This is a genomic window from Pseudomonas chaetocerotis (genome assembly GCF_015712105.2).
Classification (GTDB): domain Bacteria; phylum Pseudomonadota; class Gammaproteobacteria; order Pseudomonadales; family Pseudomonadaceae; genus Aquipseudomonas; species Aquipseudomonas chaetocerotis.
The window spans coordinates 63,873-86,410 of record NZ_JACFYX020000001.1 but is presented as its reverse complement, the minus strand read 5'-3'; the positions used below and the strand labels follow the sequence as shown (position 1 = coordinate 86,410).

Sequence of the window (22,538 nt, the reverse complement as noted above, 5' to 3'; positions counted from 1 at the left end):
GACAAACGCGGCACGTATGCGCGTCATGAACCAGACTAAAGGTGAAGTTTCTTCCATTGCCATGCGAGGACGATGCCATGCACATCCTGCTGACCGGCGGTACCGGTCTGATCGGACGAGCGCTTTGCGCACACTGGGCCGAGCAGGGCCACCGCCTGACGGTATGGAGTCGTGAGCCAGACAAGGTCGCGCGTCTCTGTGGGCCCGATGTTCGAGGTATTGCCCAGCTCGAGGAGCTGGCTGAAGAACCCTTGGACGCTGTGATCAATCTGGCCGGCGCCCCCATCGCCGACCGCCCGTGGAGCAGCAAGCGCAAGGCGCTGCTGTGGGCGAGCCGTATCGGTCTGACCGAGCAGTTGCTGACCTGGCTGCAACGGCGTCAGCAGCGTCCCGCCGTGCTGCTGTCGGGCTCGGCAGTGGGTTGGTACGGCAACGGCGGTGAACGTGAGCTGAGTGAAGATACGCCGCAGGTCACCGATGATTTCGCCGCGCAACTGTGTGGGGCCTGGGAAGAAACTGCACAACGCGCCGAGGACCTGGGGGTTCGCGTGGTGCTGGTGCGCACCGGCCTGGTGCTGAGCCCGGATGGCGGCATGCTCAAACGCCTGCTGCTGCCGTTCAAGCTCGGCCTCGGCGGCCGCATCGGCGATGGTCGACAGTGGATGCCCTGGATTCATATCGCCGACCAAATCGACCTGATCGATTTTCTCTTGCAGCAGGGCGACGCTCGCGGTCCTTATAATGCCTGCGCGCCATTACCCGTACGTAATGCCGAGTTCAGCAAGGCGCTGGGCCAGGCGCTGAGCCGTCCGACCATTTTCCCGGCGCCGGCCTTCGTCCTGCGCGCTGCACTCGGCGAAATGTCCGAGTTGCTTCTAGGCGGCCAGCGTGCCGTGCCGACGCGCCTGCTGGAGGCGGGTTTCAGTTTTCGTTTTACCCATCTGGATGTGGCTCTGGCAGATTTGCTGGGCCATCAATGACTAGGATTTCGCATGACCGATCACGCATTGTTGCTGGTTAACCTGGGTTCGCCCGCGTCCACCGAAGTAGCCGATGTCCGCCGTTACCTCAATCAGTTCCTGATGGACCCCTACGTGATCGACCTGCCGTGGCCGCTGCGTCGTTTGCTGGTGTCGCTGATTCTGATCAAACGTCCTGCCGCATCGGCGCACGCCTATGCCTCGATCTGGTGGGACGAAGGTTCGCCTCTGGTGGTGATCAGCCGTCGTCTGCAGGAAGCGATGAGGGCGCAGTGGACCCGGGGCCCCGTGGAGTTGGCCATGCGTTACGGTGAGCCGTCCATCGAGTCGACCCTACAGCGTCTGGCCGCGCAGGGCATTCGTGAGGTGACCCTGGCGCCGCTGTATCCGCAGTTCGCTGACAGCACCACTACCACGGTGATCGAAGAGGTCAAGCGGGTGGTGCGCGAGCGCGGTCTGGACATGCGTCTGTCCACTCTGCCGCCGTTCTACGATCAGCCGGAATACCTCGACGCCCTGGTGGCCAGTGCCAAACCCTATCTGGAGCAGGATTTCGATCACCTGGTGCTGAGCTTTCACGGCCTGCCGGAGCGCCACCTGCACAAGCTCGACCCCAGCGGTCATTGCCTGAAAGGCGAAGACTGCTGCCGTAGCGCTGCGCCCGAGGTGCTCGCCAACTGTTACCGCGCGCAATGCCTGCGCAGTGCGGAGCTGTTCGCTCAGCGCATGGGCCTGCGTCCTGAGCAATGGTCGGTGAGCTTCCAGTCGCGTCTGGGCCGTGCCAAATGGATCGAGCCCTACACCGAGGCTCGTCTTGACGAACTGGCGGCGCAGGGCGTGAAGAAGCTGCTGGTGATGTGTCCGGCCTTCGTTGCCGACTGCATCGAGACCCTGGAGGAGATCGGTGACCGTGGCCGCGAGCAGTTCGTCGAGGCCGGTGGCGAGAGCCTGCAACTGGTGCCGTGCCTGAATGATCATCCGGACTGGGCAGCGGCGCTGAAGGTACTGTGCGAGCGGGCGCCGCTGATGATCTGAGTGCCTGCTCAGGTAAAACAGGCGCTGCAGCCATTACCGGTCAGAGACTGAACCGTAGGAATCGGCTTGCTGGCGATCCGCTCAAAAAGCATCGCCGGCAAGCCGGCTCCTACAGATTCGCTTAACTGACGGGAAGTACGCTCTGAGCGACTATTGAGTTTCGCTACCGAGCCATTCGCCCTTGCGGGTATGAAGCATTCGCCGGCCTGATAACACCTTCGAGCGATACTCACCACCGTTTATATCGTCCTAAGCTGACGCTTCTTTCAACCGTCGCGCGTCGCGTTCTGCGGTGCCGAGGAGAGCGTCCGTGCATAACAACAATAACGGCTATCCCTCCAGTGCCCGAGCCTGGGCTACTGTTGCCATCCTGATGGTGGCGTACGTCCTGTCCTTCGTCGATCGGCAGATCCTCAATCTGCTGGTCGAGCCCATCCGCCGCGATCTGGCGATCAACGATACGCAGATGAGCCTGCTGATGGGCCTCTCGTTCGCCCTGTTCTACACCGTGTGCGGCATTCCCCTGGGGCGTGTGGCCGATACCCGCAGCCGGCGCGGGCTGATCGCCGTCGGCATTCTGTTCTGGAGCGCCGCTACCGCCGCCTGCGGCATGGCCAAGCTGTACTGGCAGTTCCTGTTGTGTCGCATCGGCGTGGGCGTGGGCGAGGCGGCGTTGTCGCCGGCTGCTTATTCGCTGATTGCCGACAGCTTTCCTGCAGAGCGCCGTGCCACGGCCATCAGCGTCTATTCCATGGGCGTCTACCTTGGCTCAGGCCTGGCCTTTCTGGTCGGCGGCCTGGTCATTCAGTTCGCCTCGGCACAGGGCGATGTGACCCTGCCGGTGCTGGGCGAAGTGCGTCCCTGGCAGTTGATTTTCCTGATTCTCGGTGTGGCGGGTGTGTTTTTCACCCTGTTGATGCTGGCCATCAAGGAACCTGTCCGGCGCGGTGCCGGTGCGGGCGTGGCGGTGCCGCTGAGCGAAGTGGGCCGCTACATTCGCGCCAATCGTCGTACCGTGCTGCTGCACAACTTCGGTTTCGCCGGGCTGGCTTTTGCCGGTTACGGCAGTGCAGCCTGGATACCGACTTTCTACATCCGTACTTATGGCTGGGACGCCGGCCAGGTTGGCATCGTCTACGGCAGCATCGTCGCTGTGTTTGGTTGCCTGGGCATCGTCTTCGGCGGGCGTCTGGCAGACTGGATGGCCAAGCGCGGGCGCAGCGATGCCAACATGCGTGTCGGCCTCTACGCCGCACTGGGCGCCCTGCCGATGGTGGTGCTGTTCCCAGTGATGGAAACCGCCTTCTTGGCCAGCCTGCTGCTGGCGCCAGCGGTGTTCTGCCTGAGCATGCCGTTCGGTGTGGCGCCGGCGGCGATCCAGGAGATCATGCCCAACTCGATGCGCGGCCAGGCTTCGGCCATCTATCTGTTCGTCATCACCCTGATCGGCCTGGGTGTTGGTCCGACCGCCGTGGCGCTGGTGACCGACTTCGTCTTCGCCGACGACAGCGCGCTGCGCTACTCGCTGCTGATCGTCACCACCCTGGCGGTTCTGATGTCGATCATCCTGCTGTCCAAGAGCCTCAAGCCCTATCGCGAGAGCGTCGTACGCCTGGAGCAATGGGCCGCCAATCCAGCCTGAGCAGACGCATTTTTCTGCCGTGCCGAGCATTGTTCGGCACGGTTTATGCGCCAGGGCACAGGCAGTACGGAATTTTTGCGCTTTACTCAGGTTCTGAGTGTTGCGTGCGCCACTGGGGCGCGTGCCAGCCAGGGAACCTCTGTATGGGAGCGAGGCCAGCGTCTGCTGCACAGGGCAGGCCATTCGACAGCTCAATATGTTGGCAACGGTCAGTGCTGCCGGTGCTGGCTGCGCTGTTGCTGTTGAGCGGCTGCAGCGGCCGTCTGGATAACGACTCCATCGTTCACACGCGTAGCCCGATCAAGCCTGCCGAGGTGCTGCAGACCGACGTCGATCGCATGGCAACCCTGGCCATGCGCAACAACCTCAACAGCCTGTATCGGCTGATGAACAAGCTGTATCAACGTAACCCGCGCGAGTGGCGCAAGAATTCCCTGCCTGACGCCGCCGCTGCCGAACGCGCCATCCAGTACGCCATCGAACACAATCAGGATTGGCCGACATTGGGCGGACGGCGTGATGTCGCGGCGCTGGATTACTCACTTAGCCCGGGATTCCAGGGCGACCGCGTGGCGGCCTTCACTTATGCCATCGGCAGCATGCTGGTGACGGCTCACGGTGGCCGTACCGAGTTCTACCTGACCGACAGCTTCAATGCGCAATTCATCCATAACGCCGCACGCAATCTGGAAAAGGCCGGCTGGATGCTCTCGCAGCGCCGTGATGCCACGGGCCGGCTGCTGCTGCTATCCAACGAGTTCTCCGAACAGGGCAACAACCTCAGCTATGCGGTGGAGTTCGGTAAGATGGTGGCGCGTCTCGATCTGCTCACCCATGTGCTGGAAGAGCGCTACCGGCGCATGGGGGCCAATTATGCACAGAGCCTGTTCCTGCTGAATTTCCTGCCGGTGCAGTAGCGGTGTCACTGATTCCAGCGTTGCTGAATTTCGTCCAGCTTGCCGGCCTTGCGCAGGCGCACCAGCGCCTCGGAAAACTGCCGGGCGCGTTCGGTATCGCCTTTGGCGAAGGCGACGAAGCGCGGCATCTGGATCAGCGGGCGAGGTAGCACGCGCACCTGCTCCAGAGCGCGCTGTTCACGGATGAAATAGAGCAACTGGGTATGGTCGCCGACGATGATGTCGATGCGTCCGGCCAGCAGCATCGACACCAGTTGCCGTGGGTTCTGCGCACTGGTGTCTCGGGCCAGGTCGGCGCGGTCGAAATTCTCTTCATAGGCATAGCCGCGAACCTGGCCGATCACGTAGGGTGACAGGTCATCCAGCGTCTGCCAGTTACTGATCGCGGTCTTGGCGGTAGTCATGAACACGGTCGAACCACTGCGCAGCGGACCGACCAGCTCGTATTGCTGCTGACGTTGCGGCGTGCCGGCGAACTGGAAGGCCATCTGTGCTTCCCCGCGGTCGAGCATGCGCTTGACGCGTTCCCATGGGTAAAGACGGATTTCATAGGGTACCTGCGCTTCGCGCAGTACCGCGTCGACCAGTTCGACGTCGAGCCCGCGCGGCGTGTCGTTCTCGGCGGTGACGAAACTGTAGGGGGCGAACTGTTCGTCGCCCACTACCCGCCAGGGCTGTGCTGCCAGCGAATGGGTCAGAGCCAGAAGAGCAAGCAGCAGATAGCGCATGGTGGCGTTCCTCATGACCGGCCTGTCTTCAGGCTAGTCAATTTCTGCGAGGGACGGGTGTGAATCAGACCTTGCGCACGAACTCGGACTTGAGCTTCATCGCGCCTATGCCATCGATCTTGCAGTCGATGTCGTGATCGCCGTCAACCAGGCGAATGTTCTTCACCTTGGTGCCGACCTTGACCACCAGCGACGAGCCCTTGACCTTGAGGTCCTTGATCACGGTGATGGTGTCGCCGTCCTGCAGCAGGTTGCCGACCGAATCCTTGATCACCCGTGCGTCATCGCCGCCGTCGGCCTTCTCGCCGGCTTTCCACTCATGGGCGCACTCGGGGCAGACCAGTTGGTCGCCGTCTTCGTAGGTGTATTCGGAGTTGCATTTGGGGCAGGGCGGCAGAGCGGTCAAGGGGTGTCCTCGGTGCAGGTGAGAAACCGCAGATTATATAGGGTTTTGTTCACGGGCGCCGCTCTAGGACGTGGAGTCCTGAAAGACGGGTGTTTAAAATATTGGACTTATTGGCGAGAGGTTAATTGACGGAATTGTCTGTAGGCGCCTTTTGAAGGGCATTTCGTCGATGTGTGATAAATGGCTTGCTGGAAAATTTCGAGTGGATTTGTTTGACATATTTTACGGCTCGGGCAGACTGGATACAGATTCCGTTGCCGAACCGGGTAACGGGCAGCATCGCTGCAGCCTCCTCTCCGGATGGAGTTGGCCCGGTTCGAGCCGCCGTCGGAAGGCGACACTCTGGCTCAGGATGAGTCTCGGTGCACGGAGTTAGCCAAACAGGCCATGGGTGACAAGCAGAGCCTTCTGCTTGGCATCGGCTTGCACAGCAACGATAGGCCCGGCCTGTCCCAAGGTGACGTATGTCCGACAACAAGATCCGCAGTACTCCCAGCAAGAACAATCTCCGCAAGCCCGTCGTGTTGATGTCCATGGGCGCTCAAGAGCGCAAGGGCCACGACTATCAAGTAATGACTCACAAATACATCCAGCCTCTGGTCGAGTTCTCCGGTTGCATGCCGGTGCTGGTGCCCACCTGCTGTGGCATCGAGGATCTCGAGCAGTATCTGGACATGGCCGATGGTGTTTACCTGACCGGTGCCGGCAGCAACATCGACCCGGCGCTCTATGGACAGGACAACGAAACGCCGAACAAGGGCCAGGACCGCGACCGCGACCTGTTCGATCTGCCGCTGGTTCGTGCCGCCATCGCTCGCGGTCTGCCGATTTTCGGCATCTGCCGTGGCATGCAGGAAATCAACGTGGCGCTGGGCGGTGATATCTACCAGAAGGTCTACGCCGAGCCTGGCTTCAATGACCATCGCGAAAACCCCGATGATCCGGTCGAGGTGCAGTACGCAGCCAGCCATAGCGTGCGTCCGGTGGCTGGCAGCTGGTTCGCCGAGCTGATGGGCAAGGACGAGATTCAGGTCAACTCCCTGCACGGCCAGGCCATTCGCAACCTGGGCAAGGGACTGGAAGTGCTGGCTATCGCCGAGGATGGCCTGATCGAGGCGATCCACGCGCCGAGCCTGTCGCCTTTCCTGTTCGCGGTGCAGTGGCACCCGGAATGGCAGGCGGCGAAGAACCCGGATTCGGTAAAGATCTTCCAGGCCTTCGGTGAGGCCTGTCACCGCCGAGTGGCTTCGCGCAACAGCCGCCAGGCGGCCTGATCGCCCTGTAACCGCCGGGTCCTGCTTCAGTAGGGGCTTGGCGGTTGCGGCCAGTTCAGGATACCGCTGTCGCTGAAGCGGCGGGTGCCGAACAGGCCGTCGGCGAGCTTGCCACGCAGCATGTAGGGTACCTCCTGGCCAGGTTGATAACCGGCCACCCCCCACGCCTGACGCATCACCGAAAACGCTGAAATACTCACCGGCACGCTCAATACCGTCTCACCGAAACGCGGCACGCTGCCGCTCTGGTCGCTGACACCACTGGCCAGCGGCTGGCCGTTCACGTCCAGATCCAGTGCCATACCGTTGAAAGTCACCGCGCTGTCATTGGGGTTCTGCACCCGCAGTTTGACCGCGAAACGTACCTCCAGGCCCTGACCGGGCAGGGGATCCAGGCCGACCAGATCGACCCGCAGCGGGTCATGATTACTAAGGCTGGCGCAGGCGCTCAGGCCTGCTGCAAGCAGGGCAACGAGGCAAAGACGAAGCAGAGGGTGCATGGTGATCTTCCCTGGACGTTATAGGTTCAGGATAGAAGACCACTGCACGCGCCATTAGCTCCCGGCGCGTTGCCGGCTGCCCAGTACCAGCGCGATACCGCCGAGCACGGCCAGGGCACTCAGCATCACGCGTAGTGACAGCGCCTCGCCCAGCAGCAGGCTACCGCCGAGCGCGGCGAGAATCGGTACGCTCAGTTGCACCGTGGCGGCCTGGCTGGCGCGCAGGCCGGGCAGGGCGCTGTACCAGATGGCGTAGCCGACGCCGGAGGTCAGTGCGCCGGACAACACAGCGTAGAACAGGCCAGGCCCATCCCAGTTCAGTTGCGGCAGCAATGCCAACGCCACCAAAACGGCAAGCGGTGCTGCGCGCAGGAAGTTACCGGTGGTCACCGCCAGCGGATCCCCCAGGCCGCGACCGAGCAGCGAGTACGCGCCCCATGCAACGCCGGCCAGCAGCATCAGCAGTGCAGCCAACAAAGGGGGGGCATTGGCGCCGGGTAGCAGCAGTGCCAGCAGGCCGGCCGTCGCCAGCGCCGTACCGAAGCTGGCGCCCAGGCCCAGGCGTTCGCCACGCAGCAAGCCCCACAGCAACATGCTCAACTGCACGGCGCCGAACAGCAGCAGGGCGCCGACGCCGGTATCCAGCTGCAGGTAGGCAAAGGAGAAGGCCGCCGCATAGGTGAACAGCGCCAGCGCACCAGGCCAGTTGCCGGCGATGGGGTGCCCGGCCTGTCTCAGTTTGAGCAGCAGCCACAGCGTCAGTGCGCCGGAGAGCAAGCGGATAGCGGTGAAACTGGCCGCGTCGATTTCGGTTTCACGCAGCGCCAGGCGGCACAGCAGCGAGTTGCCGGCGAAGGCCAGCATGGCGAGGCAGGTGAGCAGCAGGATACGCGCAGGCATCGTCCATCCTTGGGTGAAGGTCTGGTGATGCCGGGCAGCTAAACACGTCAGGCCGGTCAAGGGCATTGGCAGAAGGTCGCAAGTTGCTGCGACCTTGGCCAGTCAAGCTTGATGGCGTGCCTCAGAAGTGCGCCTTGACCAACAGGCTGGCGGTGTTCTGGTCGGTCGAACCGACGAAGTTCTCGCTGACGAAACCGCCGTCCTTGATACCGTACTTGTTCTTCCAGTAGTCGTACTCGATACCCACGTACAGCTGCTTCTCGCCCCACTTCAGCGCCTTGCCCAGGTCGTACTTGATCTGCGGGTTGAAGTGCAGGTTGGCGTGGTAGTCGCCGCGGCGATTGCTGTCGTTGTCCACCACCCAGTCCATGAAACCATCGATGAGAATGTCCGATTCGCCTACCGGAATGGTGTAGCTCCACACCGGGGTGATCTGCCAGACGTTACTGCCGGCGCGGCTGCCGTCAGTGGTGCGCAGGTAGGTGTTGAGCTGGAAGTAGTCGAAACCGGGGATATCGAGGTCGATCGCCGGGCCGATCAGGTAGGAGTCGACGTCGTCTTCACCGAACTCGTAGGTGGTGGAGATCAGCACGTCCTTGATCGGGCCGAAGGAGAAGTCGGTACCGGTGATCTTGCCCAGCGAGAAGCGTGGGCTGAGCTCGCCATAGAAGGTGTGGCCGTCACCGGCGCCGTTGGTGGCATCGGTGTTGTACTTGATCACGTCGATGAACAGGAACAGGTCACCGAAGCTCCAGCCGCTGGCGTGCTCGAAGGTGACGGTCTGCTGAATCTCCGGGTCGATCTTGAAGTCCTGGCCATAGAGGTAGGTCAGGCTGTTGTTCTGCCACTGCAGCAGATCGCCGGCGACGGCCTGACCGCCTGCTAGCAGACCGCTGACGAACGCCAGCGAAGAGAGAGTGCGATTCATGGAAGCTCCTGGTGGTTAAGACGTGTCGTTATGATTTTTAAACCTGTCCATATGGTCAGGCTGGAGCTGCTATAGCAAAAACGGCGCCAATTCTATATGCCGTAAATAGTCTTTTAAAATCAGTTGAATGAGGAAATTTATGCAGAGTGCGTTGGGCGCCGCTCTGCACTTTTTCTGATCATTGAGACAGCTTTGGCTTTGGCTTGGTGCGTATTGTCAGCTCAGGGGCGTCGTTTGCGAGGCTTGCGCGGCTCGCGCTCGGTGCTGGGTACGTGCAGATAGGCCATGACGCTTTCGGTCAGTTCCTGGGCGAGGCTTACCGCCTCCTTGTTACGCGCCATGACGCCTGCCACCAGGGCTTCGATCAGGGCCAGCACGGCGGTATTGGAGCTGATCAGCACCGGGTGTTCGGCGTGGGCGAACAGGCTGTACTCGGCGATCTCCACCAGCGGCGAGGCGGGCGAGTCGGTGATGGCCAGCACGCAGGCGCCACGTTCGCGGGCAAAACGTGCCAGTTGCAGGGTGTCGAGCGAATAGCGCGGCAGGGAGATGGTCAGCAGTACGTCTCGCTCGGTGATGGCGGCCAGGCGGTAGGCGGCGTTCTCGTTGCCGCCTTCCATACTGATGGCGGTGGCGTCATCGCAGAAGGGCACCAGATTGGCTGCAGCCAGGCCGGCCATGTAGGCGCTGTTACCGAAGCCGAGAATGTAGATGCGGCGCGCTCCGAGCAGGCGCCCGATCACCGCATCGAACACGGCGGCGTCATTGTTGCTGGCCGCCGCGCCGAGATTGCTGATGGCGATCTGCAGATGTTCATGCAGACCGAAGGCCCCGTCCGGGCGCTGCGCCAGCTCGTCGCGCAGCTTGTCCACCGGCGACACCATGTCCTGCAGGGTGGCGACCAGCTCGGCCTTCAGGCTGATGTAGCCGCGCAGCTCCATGGCCTTGGCCAGACGGTTGACCGCCGCAGGCGAGGTCTGCGTGGCCTGCGCCAGCTCTTCGATGGTCAGAGTCGCGGCCTTCAGCGGATGACGCAGGATGAAGTCGGCCACCTTGCGCAGCGAGGGCTGCAGCTGTGGCGCGACCTCGGCCAGCTTGCGCAGGATGGGGGCGCTGTAGACGGTGGCGGAAGACGACGAGCTGCTCGGCATGGCTGGGCTGATCCGGTCTGGCGATGGCGCGCAGTGTATCCGAAGCCGCCCGCCGTGCGCCTGTTTCGCTTACTTGAGGCTGCCGCAGAGAAACTGCTGCAGGCGCTCGGACTGCGGATTGGCCAATACCTCGCGCGGGTGGCCCTGTTCCTCCACCAGACCCTTGTGCAGGAACAGCAGCTGGTTGGACACCTCGCGGGCAAAGCCCATTTCGTGGGTCACCACCACCATGGTGCGACCTTCGCTGGCCAGGTCCTGCATGACCTTGAGCACCTCGCCAACCAGCTCGGGGTCGAGGGCCGAGGTGGGCTCGTCGAACAGCATCACCTCCGGCTCCACGGCCAGGGCACGGGCAATGGCCACGCGCTGCTGCTCGCCGCCACTCATGTGCGCCGGGTAGGCGTCCTTGCGGTGGGCCACGCCGACCTTGGCCAGGTAGTGCTCGGCCCTGTCGCGCGCCTCGGCCTTGCTCTGACCGAGTACGTGCACCGGCGCTTCCATAACGTTGTCCAGGGCGCTCATGTGCGACCACAGGTTGAAGTTCTGGAACACCATCGACAGGCGCGAGCGCATGCGCTGCAGCTGCTTGGCGTCGGCGGCCTTGAGCGCGCCGTCGCGATTGGCGACCAGCTTGAGCTCTTCGCCATTGAGCTGGATGCGGCCGGCATGCGGCTGCTCCAGCAGGTTGATGCAGCGCAGGAAGGTGCTCTTGCCCGAGCCGCTGGAGCCGATGATGCTGATCACGTCACCGGCCTTGGCAGCCATCGATACACCGCGGATCACTTCGTGGCTACCGTAGCGTTTGTGCAGATCCTGAACGTCGAGCTTGTACATGTTGTTGTTCTCTTTAGGGCATGAATCAGTCGCTGAGCAGGCGACCCTGGCGAATGGGCGTTGCCCCGGCGACCTTGGCCAGCCACAGGCCGGGGCGGGCGAAACGCATGCGCTCGCGGGCATAGAGCACGCCGCAGGTTTCGGCGCGGACGATGCTGTGCTGCTCGCTCAAGGGGTCGATCACCTCGAACAGTGCCTCGCCGCGTTCGACCCACTCGCCCGGCTGCTTGAGGAAGCTGACCACGCCCGGATGCGGGGCGAGGGCGTACTGCGCACCGGCAAAGGGGGTGGCCTCGCAGCAGTGTTCCGGCGCTGCCGGCCAGTCGCCGGCGATCAGTCCCTGCTCGGCGAGGAAGGCCAGAATCGCCTCGGCGCTGGCTACCGCGCGTTTGGCTTCGGTGTCGGCCATACCACCCAGCTCCACGGTGGTGGCCAGGCAGGCCAGGGGAATTTCGGCTTCGGGGAAACGCTGGCGCAGGCGCTGCCAGGGCATGGCGCAGGCCTCGTCGAACGAGCTGCCGCCGGAATCCTCGGCCAGTAGCACCGCGCCGGCCTGCAGACGCGCCGCCAGAGGGCGCAGGGCCGGCCAGTGCTGCGGCGCGCTGTACAGGTGCACCGCAGCCTCGAAGTCGCAGTGCAGGTCGAGCACGAGATCGGCATCGCAGGCATGACGCAGCAGCAGACGCTGCATGCCTTCCAGCTCCGAGGCCGGCGCGGGCAGGGCGTCCAGCGCCTCGATCATGGCGCGGCGAATCAGGCGCACGTTGCTCGGCCCGTCGCTGCCCAGGTGGCCTTCCAGATGCGCTGCGACCGCAGCCGCCAGATCGACGAAGTCGCGGTTGAAGTTCCTGCCGCTGGCGAACTCGAAGCGGCCCTGGACCGCCGCCTGGAACAGCTGGCTCAGGCCGATGGGGTTGGCCACCGGCACCAGTTCGATTACGCCGGTCAGGCGTCCGGCGCTTTCCAGCTGCTGCAGACGACGCCTGAGTTCCACCGCCACGCGCATGCCCGGCAGCTCGTCGGCATGCAGGCTGGCCTGGATATAGGCCTTGCACGGGCCGACGCCGTAACGCAGCACGCTGAGGTGACGGCTGGTTCCGGTCGGGCTCCAGGGCAGTGGGTGGTCGATACGTTGCATAGGGCTTCCTTGTTAATCCTTGCGTGGGGTCAGGTGGGCCAGCCAGCGCAGTTCGGCATATTTGAACAGACGCACCAGGCCCACCGTCAGCAACAGATAGAACAGGCCGGCGGTGATGAAGGCCTCGAACGGCATGTAGTACTGCGAGCTGATGGTGCGGGCTGCGCCGGTGAGGTCGATGAGCGTCACCAGCGAGGCCAGCGAGGTGGTGTGCAGCATCATGATCACCTCGTTGCTGTACTGCGGCAGCGCACGGCGCAACGCCGACGGTAGCAGGATGCGCCGGTAGAGCTGGGCGCGTGACATGCCCATCGCCCTGGCTGCCTCGATCTCGCCGGGCGGCGTGGCCTTGAGGCTACCGGCAAGGATTTCCGCCGTGTAGGCGCTGGTGTTGATGGCGAAGGCCAGGCAGGCGCAGAAGGTGGCGCTGGAAAAGTACGGCCACATGAAGCTGTCGCGGATGACGTCGAACTGGGCCAGGCCGTAGTAGAGCAGAAATAGCTGTACCAGCATCGGCGTGCCGCGAATCACGTAGGTATAGAGCCAGGCCGGGAAGTTCACCAGCGGCGAGCGTGACACCCGCATCAGGGCCAGTGGCACTGCCAGCAGCAGGCCCAGGGCAAGGGCGATCAGCAGCAGCTCGAAGGTGACCAGCAGACCGCTGGCATACAGCGGCAGGCTGGAGAGGATCAGATGGAAATCGAGCATGGACGTGATCCTCAGATTTCAGCCGTGCGAACGCCGGCCGAGTAACGCTTTTCGACGGCGCGCAGGAGCAGCAGCGAGACGCTGGTCAGCAGCAGGTAGAGGCCCGCCACGGCAAGATAGAAGGTGAAGGGTTCACGGGTGGCGTCGGCGGCGTTCTTGGCCTTGAACATCATGTCCTGCAGGCCGACCACCGAGATCAGCGCGGTGGCCTTGGTCAGCACCAGCCAGTTGTTGGTGAAGCCGGGAATGGCGAAGCGGATCATCTGCGGCACCAGGATGCGCAAGAACACTTGGGCGGCGCTCATGCCATAGGCTGCACCGGCCTCGGCCTGGCCCTTGGCAATGGCCATAAAGGCGCCGCGGAAGGTCTCCGACAGATAGGCGCCGAAGATGAAGCCCATGGTGAAGACGCCAGCGACGAAGGGGTTGATGTCGATGTAGTCGTCATAACCGAGCATCGGCGCGATGCGGTTCACCAGGTCCTGACCGCCATAGAAGATCAGCAGGATCAGCACCAGGTCGGGGATGCCCCGGATCAGCGTGGCATAGGCGTCGCCCAGATTGGCCAGCCAGCGCAGTGGTGAGAGGCGCAGCGCCGCGCCGGTGAGGCCGAGAAGGATGGCCAGCGCCATCGAACACAGAGCCAGCGTCAGGGTCAGCCAGGCGCCCTCGACGATGATCGGGCCGTAGCCTTGCAGCATGGTGGGAAACCTCGTTGCAGCGCAGAGAAACCGGCGCCTGTTGCAGGCGCCGGGGTGGGCGGCTTACTGGCCGTAGATGTCGTAGTCGAAGTACTTGGCCTGTACCTCGGAGTACTTGCCGTTGCTGCGGATGGCGTCGATGGCGGTGTTGAGCTTCTCGGCGGTGGCTGCGTCGCCCTTGCGCACGGCGATGCCGGCGCCGCGACCGAAATAGCGCGGGTCGTTGAAATCAGGGCCGACCAGGGCGAAACCCTTGCCACCGTCGGTTTTCAGAAAGCCCTCGTCGATGTTCACCACATCAGCCAGCACCGCATCCACCCGGCCTGCCAGCAGGTCGAGGAAGGCTTCGTTGTTGGAGCCGTAGCGCACCACGTTGACGCCGGCCGGGGTCAGTTCGGCAGTAGCGTAGCGATCGTAGGTGGAGGCGCGCTGCACGGCTACCTTCTTGCCCTTGAGGTCGACGCTCGGGTCCTGGACCTGGCTGCCTTCCTTCATCACCAGCTTGCCTGGGGTGTGGTAGTACTTCTTGGAGAAGTCCACCGACTTCAGACGGTCTTCGGTGATCGACATTGAGGACAGCACGGCGTCGACCTTGCGCACCTTGAGCGAGGGAATCAAGCCATCGAACTCCTGCTCGATCCACTGGCATTTGACCTGCATCTGCGCGCACAGCTCGTTGCCGATGTCGTAGTCGAAGCCGGCGATCTTGCCGTCGGCGGTCTTGAACGCGAAGGGCGGGTAGGCCGCCTCGATACCGATGCGCAGCGTCGGCTCGGCGGCGACGGCGAAGGTGCTGAAGGTGGAGAGCGCCAGGGCGCCGAATAGAGCGATCTTGTTCATCTTGTTACTCCAGTGGATGGCGGTTGGGAGGCAGCGTCCGTCGCGACAGGCGGCGGGGGTTGAGCGTTACGCCGACTGTTGTCAGGCGGCGCCGGCAGGGCCTCGTGAGCCTTGGCCGGTGGGCGATCGGGTGGGACGCCCAGGCAGATGCATGAATGTCTTTGACATGTTTTTTTTCACGAATCTACGTTTAAGAAATATTTATGTCAAACGTGGCGTGTGGTGCTTGTGCCTCGAAAATGACTGGTATATAAATTTTCACACGTGATTTTGGTGAAAAAAATAATTCATTTTGCCGCGACCTGTCGCCAGACCCGTTTCATCTGGCCTGCGAGCAGGGGGCATACCGCTTTCGACTTCTGACAAGAGCAATAACAATGAACAAACAGCGCAATCTTCGTGGCCTTCTCGCCGCGCTCCTCCTCTGCAGTAGTGCCGATTCGGTACTGGCCGACGGCAACCTCCTGGCGGTCGGCGGCATGCTGCGAGCCAGCAACAGCCTGGTCTACGAGAAACTCATCGAACTGGCGGGCGGTGCCCAGCAGGCGCGTATCGCCATCATGCCCACCGCCAGCGGCAGCCTGGGCTCCAGCAAGCGCTTCCAGGCAGAGCTGGAGGCCCTGGGCGTGCCCGCCGAGCACATCCGCATCGTCGGCATCGACCGCCACAACTATCTGGACACCATGAACGACCCGGCCGTGGTTGCGCCGCTGCGCGAGGCCAGTGCGGTATGGTTCGTTGGCGGCGATCAGGCCCGCATCGCCCGCGCACTGTTCAACGCCGACGACAGCCCGTCGCTGGCCATGCAGGCCGTGCAGGCGATCTACGATAAGGGCGGCGTGGTGGCCGGTACCAGCGCCGGGGCCAGCATCCTCGGTGCGCGCATGCCCACCGCCTACGGGGTGGTCATGGACACCCTGGATTTCGGCGTGGCCACGGCCGAGGGCCGGCGCGGTACCGCCCTGCTCAGGGGCGCAGGTCTGTTCACCGCTGGTGTGATCGACCAGCACTTCGACAAGATCGAGGAAACCAGTAGCGGGCGCGCCGCGCGCATGGCCAGCTACCTGCTGGAGCAGCCGGCTCCGGGCAAGGGCTTCGGCCTGGATACCAACACCGCCATGTGGATCAAGCCCAGTGGTGAACTGGAGGTACTGGGCGAGGGCTACCTGACCATCATGGACTCTGCCGCAGCGAAGAAGAGCTTCGGGCTCTACGGTACGCGCATCGACGACATGCGCCTGGCCATGCTCGGTCATGGGGATCGCTACGACCTGGCCTCGGGCGAGATCCGGCCGGATGCCGGCAAGCAGCCGATCGAGCCTGGCAACGAGTACCTGGTGGGTAATCGCCTGCTCACCGACCTGTCTGCCGTGTCGGCGATCAACCGAGCGGTGCTCTATGGCCTGGCCGACAATACGGCGAGCCGCCAACTCGGGCTGATGACCCGCTACAACCCGGCCAACGGTTACCACTACGGCTATCGCTTCGAATTCAGCAAACGGGCGGACTTCGCCGCTCATAGCCGCTTCCACGATTCGCAGACCAACTACAGCGTCAGCGGCGTGCGCCTGGATATCCGTCCGGTGACCGCCGATCTGCGCGAGCCGGCCGCTGGCGCCCCGCGTGATGCCGGCAACGGCCGCCGCGGCGACGCCATTCGTGCGGTGACCTTCCGCGGCCTGATGACCCTCAACGCCGAGGGTGACTTCGAGGCACAGCGCCCGATCACCCGCGGCGAGCTGGCCAATGCCCTGCAGATGACCCTGGCCGCGGAGCCCAACCTCAAGGCCCTGCCGACGCTGAGCGACGTGCCGGCCGAGCATCCTCTACGCGAGCACATCGAAGTGGTGGTTTCCAACGGCTGGATGGATGGCGCCGAGCGCTTCGACGCCGAGCGGCCGGCCAGCCGCGCGGACTGGGCGCTGGCCTGCAAGGCGCTGGTCGAGCGCTTCAGCGGAGCCACGTGGGGCAAGACCTTGGTGCTGCAGGACGTCGCGGGCCTCTCTGTAGCGAACGCCGAGGCTGCCGCGCAGACCGTGGCCGAAGGTTGGTTGAGCGCCAACCAGGGACGCTTCGAGCCTGCTGCACCGGTCGCGCGCGCCGAGGTCGCCGAGACCCTGGCACGCATCATCGGCCTCTAGAGCCTTTTTTCTACCTCTACCCCCAGCCCGCCTGCACCGCACAGGCGGGGCGGGCACGGCTGCGCCGGAGAAACGAGCCATGCAATTGAACCGAGTGGAGGTCTTCGCCCTGCACAAGCTGCTGCAAGACGACAGCCTGGTGGCACAGACCGTCATCTCTTCCAGCGTGCGAGTGCACGAAAGGGTGCGCACCCGGGCAGGTTTCTTCTCGGTGCTGCACCTGCCGCGCCGCCTCGAACTGAGCCGCGAACTACAGGAACGGCGCTGGCCGTTTCGCCTGAAGCGGCGCAAGGGCGTGGGCTACTTCGTGTGCTGGCTGGAAGAGCGCTCACTTTGCCTGGAGGCCGTGATCGAGCGCGGCGAATGCCCGGCTGACCTGGTTCCCGAGCTGTTCACCTGAGCAGCGGCGAACACCGCCCGCGTCGCGGGCCCCCCCATACCAATAAAACCAACGGAGTAAGGCATGAAGATTCTCAAACTCAGCTGTCTCGCCCTGGCCATCGGTGCTGTGGCCGCACAGGCTGCCGCCGCCGGTCAGCAGCAGGAAGCCAATGGGTTCATCGAGGACAGCAGCCTGCAGCTGATCAACCGCAATTTCTACATGAACCGCGACTACCGTCATGGCGGCAGCAACAGCCAGGGCATCAACCGCGCCAAGCCAGTCAACGAACGCAACGGCTATCGCGAGGAGTGGGCACACGGTGCGCAGCTGAACTTCAGCTCGGGGTTCACCCAGGGGACCGTCGGTGTCGGCGCCGATGCCTTTGCCTATGGCGGCGTCAAGCTCGATAGCGGCCGTGGCCGGGTGGGCAACGGCCTGCTGCCGATCAGCAACAACCGCACCGCCGATGCCGAGGTGCCGGACAACTACGGCCAGATCGGCGGAGCGGTGAAGCTGCGCGCCTCGTCCACCGAGCTGAAGTACGGCGAGATGCGCCCGACTGCACCGGTGTTCGCCACCGGCGATTCGCGCCTGCTGCCGGAGACCGCGACCGGCTTCCAGATTTCCAGCAGTGAGTTCGACGCGCTGTCCTTCGAGGCCGGCCACTTCACCTCGATCAATCGCCGCAACTCCACCAACTCCGATGACGACCTGACCAGCGAGTACGCCGAGGTGGAGGCGCGCAGCGTCGACTTCGCCGGCCTTAGCTACGCGGTCAATGACGACCTGAGCCTGATGTTCTATGCCAGCGAGGCCAAGGACGTCTGGCGTCAGTACTTCGCCAACCTGAACTACAACATCCCGCTGACCGATAGCCAGGCGCTGAACTTCGACCTGGTGGCATACAAGACCCGCGACGAAGGTGAGGCGCGTGCCGGCGAGCTGGACACCCTGACCTGGTCGCTCAAGGGCGCCTACAGCATCGGCGCGCACAAGCTCAGCCTGGCCTATCAGAAGGTGCGTGGCGACGAGTTCTTCGACTACATCGGCGGCGACTCCATCTGGCTGGCCAACTCGGTGCAGTACTCCGACTTCAACGCCCCGAACGAGCGCTCGGTGCAGATTCGCTACGACCTGAACATGAAGCACTACGGCGTTCCCGGCCTGACCTTCATGGCCCGCTACATCAAGGGCGACGATATCGACGGGACCAAGGCCGATCCGAATGGCGCCTTCGCCGGCTGGGCCGGTGACGACGAGAAGCATTGGGAACGCGATCTGGAAGCGCGCTACGTGTTTCAGGAAGGCGCGGCCAAGGACCTCTCGCTGCGCCTGCGTCACGCCACTCACCGCTCCACGGCATTCGACGACGACCTCGACGAGGTGCGCCTGATCATCGAGTACCCGCTGAGCATCCTGTAAAGGCATTCTCCGGGCGGCGACAGATTCCGTGCCGTCCGGAGCTTTTTCTTCAAGGTCAGCTCCCACGCTCCTTTGGCCTTAAGGCGTCGCCAGCGGCGCCTGCTTTTCCGCCAGGAGACCTGACCCCCTGGCCCCGCGCGGGCAAGGAGTCGAAATGCTACGCATGCTGTTGTGTCTGTTCGCTGTGCTGCTCGCCCAATCGGGCACGGCAGGACCGTTGCGGGTCGCCATGGAGGGACAGTTCCCGCCTTTCGAAGAACTCGATGCGCAGGGCAATCTGGTCGGCTTCAACGTCGACATCGCCAGGGCCCTGTGTCAGCGCATGCAGCGCGAATGCGAGCTGCAGCGCTTCGCCTGGGATGAGCTGATCCCGGCACTCGACGCGGGACGCGCGGACCTGATCCTGGCGTCCATGTCTATCACCGCGGCGCGCGCCGAACGGGTGGACTTCACCGCTCGCTATGCGCAGACCCCGGCCTTTTTCTTTGCCCGCAAGGGTCATATCAATCAGATGCTGATCACCCCGCGGCGCATCGCCGGCAAGCGCGTCGGCGTGCAGCAGGGCACCACCTACGAGCGCTTTCTCGAGGCCCGCTTCGCCGAGCATGTGCAGCTGCTGCGCTACCCCAGCGCCGCCCAGGCCTACCGGGCGCTCGCAGGCGGCGAGCTGGATCTGGTGCTCGACGACGCCGTTTCCGGTTACTTCGGCTTCCTCCTGACCGAACTGGGCCGCGACTTCGAGCAGGTCGGCGGCCCCGTGGTGGCGCCGCAGTTCTTCGGCCAGGGGCAGGGCATCGCCGTGCGCAAGGGTGACGACGAGCTGCGCCAACAGCTCGATCGGGCGCTGGCCGCGATCCTTGCCGACGGCACCCACAAGCGCATCGAGAAACGCTACTTCGAACAGTTTTCCGTTTACTGAGGCCGGCCCGCCGACTGCGCTCTGGCTCCCAATCACCGTTCCCCAACCAGCGTCACCAACCGTGCCCCTGCGGCACCTGCGGAGAAATCGAAATGATCGGATCGGTTATTCGTTACACCCTCATGCTGGCTCTTCTGTTACCGCTGCCGGCCCTGGCGGCCGGCCCGCTGTTACTGGTGGGCGGTGGGCTCAAGGACGACAACGCGGTGATCTACCAACGCCTGGTGCAGCTGGCCGGCGGCAGTCAGGCACGCATCGGCGTGATCACCGCCGCCTCGATTCCACCGAGTCAGGACCCGGACGCTGGCACTGCCAACGCGCGCAACTCCGAGGCCAATGGCGAGTTCTACGCGCAACTGCTGAAGACCTACGGCGCCCAGGATGCCCAGTGGATCCCCATCGATCTGGACAGCATCGGCAACAACAGCAACCCGCAGGTGATCGCGCAGATCAACGGCATGACCGGCTTCTTCTTCGGCGGTGGCGACCAGGCGCGCCTGACTCAGGCGCTGCAGACCGCAACGCGCGCCGACACGCCGGCGCTGGCCGCGATTCGCGCCCGGCATGATGCTGGCGCCGTGCTCGCCGGCAGCAGCGCGGGAACCGCGATCATGGTCGGCGGGCCGATGATCACCGGTGGCGAGAGTTATCCCGCTCTGCGCTACGGCGTCTACACAACCCCGGGCGGTGATGACCTGTCCTACGACATGCAGGGCGGTTTCGGCTTCTTCAGCCACGGCCTGCTCGATACCCATTTCAGCGAGCGCGGTCGCCAGGGCCGCATCGTGCGCCTGGCCGACTACACCAACGTGCCGTTCGCCTTCGGCGTCGACGAGGACACCGCGCTGCTGGTGCAGCACAACCCCAGCCTCGGCCAGGTGGAGATGGAAGTGCTCGGCAGCAATGGCGTGTTCATCTTCGACCTGCGCAACAAGCAGCGCGGCACCGGCAGCAGCTATGCCCTCTACGATGTGCTGGCCAGCTACCTGACCGCCGGCGACCGTTACCGCCCGGCCAATCAGCAGTTCGTGATCGCCAGCGGCAAGACCAGCCTGCGTGGGCGCGAGTACTACAGCTCGGCGATGACCGCCACCGGCGACATCTTCAGCAGCCCGAACAACAGCGGTGCCAACGGCCGACGCAACCCGCGCGAGTTCGTCAAGGTCAGTACCGACCTGTTCGACAGCCGCTCGACCAGCACCCTGGGCCGCACCTACGAAAGCAATCCGCGTTTCCGCGTCGACCTGATCAAGAGCACCACCTTCGACAGTCACGGCTATCAGGGGCTTGTCAACGGCAAGCGCCTGACCTCCTATCTGCGTCTGCGCGTGGATATGCGCCCCAACTGAGAAAGTGTCTGGCTCGCGCTGCCTGCACCTGCCCAGGCAGCGCCGCTGTTAAGCCGCGCGCAGTTCTGAGCGCGGCTTCTTTGCTACTCCCGTACGAACCTTTCCCGCCAGACGGTCGCTGCGCAAAGTGCTTGACGAGGCTATATGAAGGTGGTCATATAAATGACTAGAATTATGATTGTAATCTAAAGCGTTCACCTACCTTCATCCCTCATCCCGGAGACTTCCATGAGCACTGCAAGCAAGCCTGCTATCGCCCTGATTACCGGCGCCTCGTCCGGCATCGGCGCCACCTACGCCGAGCGTCTGGCTCGGCGTGGTCACGACCTCCTGCTGGTGGCGCGTGATGCCCAGCGCCTGCAGGCCCTGGCCGAGCGCCTGGGCGGCGAATATGGCGTCGATGTCGAGGTGCTACCGGCCGACCTGACGCAGAAGGCCGATGTGCTCAAGGTGGAGCAACGCCTGAGAGAGGATGCCAGCATTGGCTTGCTGGTGAACAACGCGGGCGTGGCGATGAACGGCAAGCTTGCCGACGCTGATCTGGAGCAAGCCGAGGCGATGATCCAGCTCAATGTGGTGGCGCTGACGCGTTTGGCTGCCGCAGCCGCGGCCAATTTCTCCACGGCGGGGCGTGGCGGCATCATCAATCTTGGTTCGGTGGTGGCGCTGGCGCCGGAGATGTTCAATGCGGTGTACAGCGCGACCAAGGCCTATGTGCTGAGCCTGACCCAGACCCTGGCTGGTGAGTTGCGTGGTTCGGGCGTGCAGGTGCAGGCGGTGATGCCGGGCGTGACGCGCACCGAGATCTGGGAGCGCAGCGGTACCGATGCCTCTGCGCTGCCGCCGTCGATGATCATGGAAGTGGGCGAGATGGTCGATGCGGCGCTGGCCGGCTTCGATCAGGGCGAACTGGTGACCATACCCTCGCTACCGGATGCAGCCGACTGGGACGCCTTCGTCGCTGCCCGTGCCGCACTGGGGCCGAACCTGTCGCGCGACCAGGCGGCTGCGCGTTACAAGTGAAACCGCGGAGCTGGCCGTAGGGTGCGCCGTGCGCACCGCTTGCCTGTCTGTTATTGGCCCTGCACCTGCTCGATCAACAGGCGACGGGTCGTCTTCAGCAGGCGGTCGGACAGCTCCGGGTCCTTGACGCTACGCGATAGCAGCAGGGCGCCGACCATGGTCGAGAGCAACAGCACGCTCCGCTCGGCGGCATCATCACCATCGAGGTTGTTCTCGATCAGGTTCAGACGGTCGCGCACCAGGGCGTCAGTGGTTTCGCTGGCCTCGCCACGCTGGCCCAACTCGGCGGACATGGTTGGCAGTGGGCAGCCACTGCCGGGGTTGGCGCGATGCGCGCTGGACAGGTAGCTGGCGATAAAGCGTGGCAGCGGTGTCTCGGCATCCTTGGCCAGCGCCTCGGTGCTGCGGGAAAGTTCCTCCACCGCATGGCGCAGGGCGTTTTCCACCAGATCGTCCTTGGACTTGAAGTGGGCATAGAAACCGCCATGGGTCAGGCCCAGTGCCTTCATCAGCGGTTGCAGGCCAGTGGCGCCGACACCATCGCGGCGAAAGCGCAGGGCCGCCTCCTCGATGATGCGTTGGTGGGTCTTGGCCTTGTGGTCTTCCGAATAGCGCATGGG

General features: G+C 63.8%; 23 protein-coding genes. 11 read left to right on the top strand and 12 right to left on the bottom strand.

Annotation, left to right across the window (positions count from 1 at the left end):
* Positions 1-77: 77 nt before the first annotated feature.
* From H3221_RS00410 to H3221_RS00395, 4 genes are all read left to right on the top strand, one after another.
* A complete protein-coding gene (locus H3221_RS00410) occupies positions 78-980 on the top strand; it encodes a TIGR01777 family oxidoreductase (RefSeq protein ID WP_196476871.1) in 903 nt (300 codons plus the stop codon).
* A gap of 12 nt (positions 981-992) precedes the next feature.
* Positions 993-2,015 carry a ferrochelatase gene (hemH, locus tag H3221_RS00405; RefSeq protein WP_196476870.1) on the top strand — a complete coding sequence of 341 codons (1,023 nt, stop codon included), beginning with the start codon at positions 993-995 and terminating at the stop codon, positions 2,013-2,015.
* A 310-nt stretch (positions 2,016-2,325) separates the two neighbouring features.
* A complete protein-coding gene (locus tag H3221_RS00400; protein ID WP_196476869.1) occupies positions 2,326-3,657 on the top strand; it encodes a spinster family MFS transporter in 1,332 nt (443 codons plus the stop codon).
* Positions 3,658-3,800: 143 nt separating this feature from the next.
* Positions 3,801-4,574 carry a hypothetical protein gene (locus H3221_RS00395; protein ID WP_224490446.1) on the top strand — a complete coding sequence of 258 codons (774 nt, stop codon included), beginning with the start codon at positions 3,801-3,803 and terminating at the stop codon, positions 4,572-4,574.
* Positions 4,575-4,579: 5 nt separating this feature from the next.
* On the opposite strand, the gene H3221_RS00390 is transcribed toward H3221_RS00395, so the two are convergent.
* Both H3221_RS00390 and H3221_RS00385 read right to left on the bottom strand, forming a co-directional pair.
* On the bottom strand, positions 4,580-5,302 hold the full coding sequence (locus H3221_RS00390; protein ID WP_196476867.1) for a substrate-binding periplasmic protein: 723 nt from the start codon (positions 5,300-5,302) through the stop codon (positions 4,580-4,582).
* 64 nt (positions 5,303-5,366) lie between these two features.
* The gene (locus H3221_RS00385; RefSeq protein WP_192979888.1) at positions 5,367-5,708 is read right to left on the bottom strand and encodes a zinc ribbon domain-containing protein YjdM; all 342 of its coding nucleotides are present in this window, start codon (positions 5,706-5,708) and stop codon (positions 5,367-5,369) included.
* Between the two features lie 464 nt (positions 5,709-6,172).
* Here H3221_RS00385 and H3221_RS00380 point away from each other — a divergent pair, with 464 nt between their 5' ends.
* A complete protein-coding gene (locus tag H3221_RS00380) occupies positions 6,173-6,982 on the top strand; it encodes a gamma-glutamyl-gamma-aminobutyrate hydrolase family protein (RefSeq protein WP_196476866.1) in 810 nt (269 codons plus the stop codon).
* A gap of 26 nt (positions 6,983-7,008) precedes the next feature.
* Here H3221_RS00380 and H3221_RS00375 read toward each other — a convergent pair whose 3' ends face one another.
* From H3221_RS00375 to H3221_RS00335, 9 genes are all read right to left on the bottom strand, one after another.
* Positions 7,009-7,482 (bottom strand): LEA type 2 family protein, encoded by a 474-nt coding sequence (locus H3221_RS00375; protein ID WP_196476865.1) that lies wholly within the window; start codon positions 7,480-7,482, stop codon positions 7,009-7,011.
* Positions 7,483-7,536: 54 nt separating this feature from the next.
* Positions 7,537-8,382: an EamA family transporter gene (locus H3221_RS00370; RefSeq protein WP_196476864.1), complete on the bottom strand. Its 846-nt coding sequence runs from the start codon at positions 8,380-8,382 to the stop codon at positions 7,537-7,539.
* A 121-nt stretch (positions 8,383-8,503) separates the two neighbouring features.
* Positions 8,504-9,310, bottom strand: a complete 807-nt coding sequence (locus tag H3221_RS00365; protein WP_196476863.1) for an outer membrane protein OmpK — start codon at positions 9,308-9,310, stop codon at positions 8,504-8,506.
* Between the two features lie 221 nt (positions 9,311-9,531).
* Positions 9,532-10,461, bottom strand: coding sequence for a MurR/RpiR family transcriptional regulator (locus H3221_RS00360; protein ID WP_196476862.1), 930 nt, complete (start codon positions 10,459-10,461; stop codon positions 9,532-9,534).
* Positions 10,462-10,530: 69 nt separating this feature from the next.
* On the bottom strand, positions 10,531-11,295 hold the full coding sequence (locus tag H3221_RS00355) for an ABC transporter ATP-binding protein (protein ID WP_196476861.1): 765 nt from the start codon (positions 11,293-11,295) through the stop codon (positions 10,531-10,533).
* A gap of 25 nt (positions 11,296-11,320) precedes the next feature.
* Complete coding sequence (locus H3221_RS00350) at positions 11,321-12,433, bottom strand: succinylglutamate desuccinylase/aspartoacylase family protein (protein WP_196476860.1); 1,113 nt, start codon at positions 12,431-12,433, stop codon at positions 11,321-11,323.
* A 12-nt stretch (positions 12,434-12,445) separates the two neighbouring features.
* Positions 12,446-13,141: an ABC transporter permease gene (locus H3221_RS00345; RefSeq protein WP_196476859.1), complete on the bottom strand. Its 696-nt coding sequence runs from the start codon at positions 13,139-13,141 to the stop codon at positions 12,446-12,448.
* A gap of 11 nt (positions 13,142-13,152) precedes the next feature.
* A complete protein-coding gene (locus H3221_RS00340; protein WP_196476858.1) occupies positions 13,153-13,842 on the bottom strand; it encodes an ABC transporter permease in 690 nt (229 codons plus the stop codon).
* Positions 13,843-13,905: 63 nt separating this feature from the next.
* Positions 13,906-14,682, bottom strand: coding sequence for an ABC transporter substrate-binding protein (locus tag H3221_RS00335; protein ID WP_196476857.1), 777 nt, complete (start codon positions 14,680-14,682; stop codon positions 13,906-13,908).
* A 377-nt stretch (positions 14,683-15,059) separates the two neighbouring features.
* On the opposite strand from H3221_RS00335, the gene H3221_RS00330 reads away from it, so the two are divergent.
* The 6 genes from H3221_RS00330 (at position 15,060) to H3221_RS00305 (ending at position 21,918) form a co-directional block, all read left to right on the top strand.
* On the top strand, positions 15,060-16,823 hold the full coding sequence (locus H3221_RS00330) for a cyanophycinase (RefSeq protein WP_196476856.1): 1,764 nt from the start codon (positions 15,060-15,062) through the stop codon (positions 16,821-16,823).
* Between the two features lie 79 nt (positions 16,824-16,902).
* Complete coding sequence (locus H3221_RS00325) at positions 16,903-17,223, top strand: hypothetical protein (protein ID WP_196476855.1); 321 nt, start codon at positions 16,903-16,905, stop codon at positions 17,221-17,223.
* A 63-nt stretch (positions 17,224-17,286) separates the two neighbouring features.
* A complete protein-coding gene (locus H3221_RS00320; protein WP_224490444.1) occupies positions 17,287-18,627 on the top strand; it encodes an OprD family porin in 1,341 nt (446 codons plus the stop codon).
* 154 nt (positions 18,628-18,781) lie between these two features.
* Positions 18,782-19,546: a transporter substrate-binding domain-containing protein gene (locus H3221_RS00315; RefSeq protein WP_196476973.1), complete on the top strand. Its 765-nt coding sequence runs from the start codon at positions 18,782-18,784 to the stop codon at positions 19,544-19,546.
* A 92-nt stretch (positions 19,547-19,638) separates the two neighbouring features.
* Positions 19,639-20,895, top strand: a complete 1,257-nt coding sequence (locus H3221_RS00310; protein ID WP_196476972.1) for a cyanophycinase — start codon at positions 19,639-19,641, stop codon at positions 20,893-20,895.
* A gap of 228 nt (positions 20,896-21,123) precedes the next feature.
* Positions 21,124-21,918, top strand: coding sequence for an SDR family NAD(P)-dependent oxidoreductase (locus H3221_RS00305; RefSeq protein ID WP_196476971.1), 795 nt, complete (start codon positions 21,124-21,126; stop codon positions 21,916-21,918).
* Positions 21,919-21,968: 50 nt separating this feature from the next.
* On the opposite strand, the gene H3221_RS00300 is transcribed toward H3221_RS00305, so the two are convergent.
* Complete coding sequence (locus H3221_RS00300; RefSeq protein ID WP_196476970.1) at positions 21,969-22,535, bottom strand: TetR/AcrR family transcriptional regulator; 567 nt, start codon at positions 22,533-22,535, stop codon at positions 21,969-21,971.
* Positions 22,536-22,538: the final 3 nt, after the last annotated feature.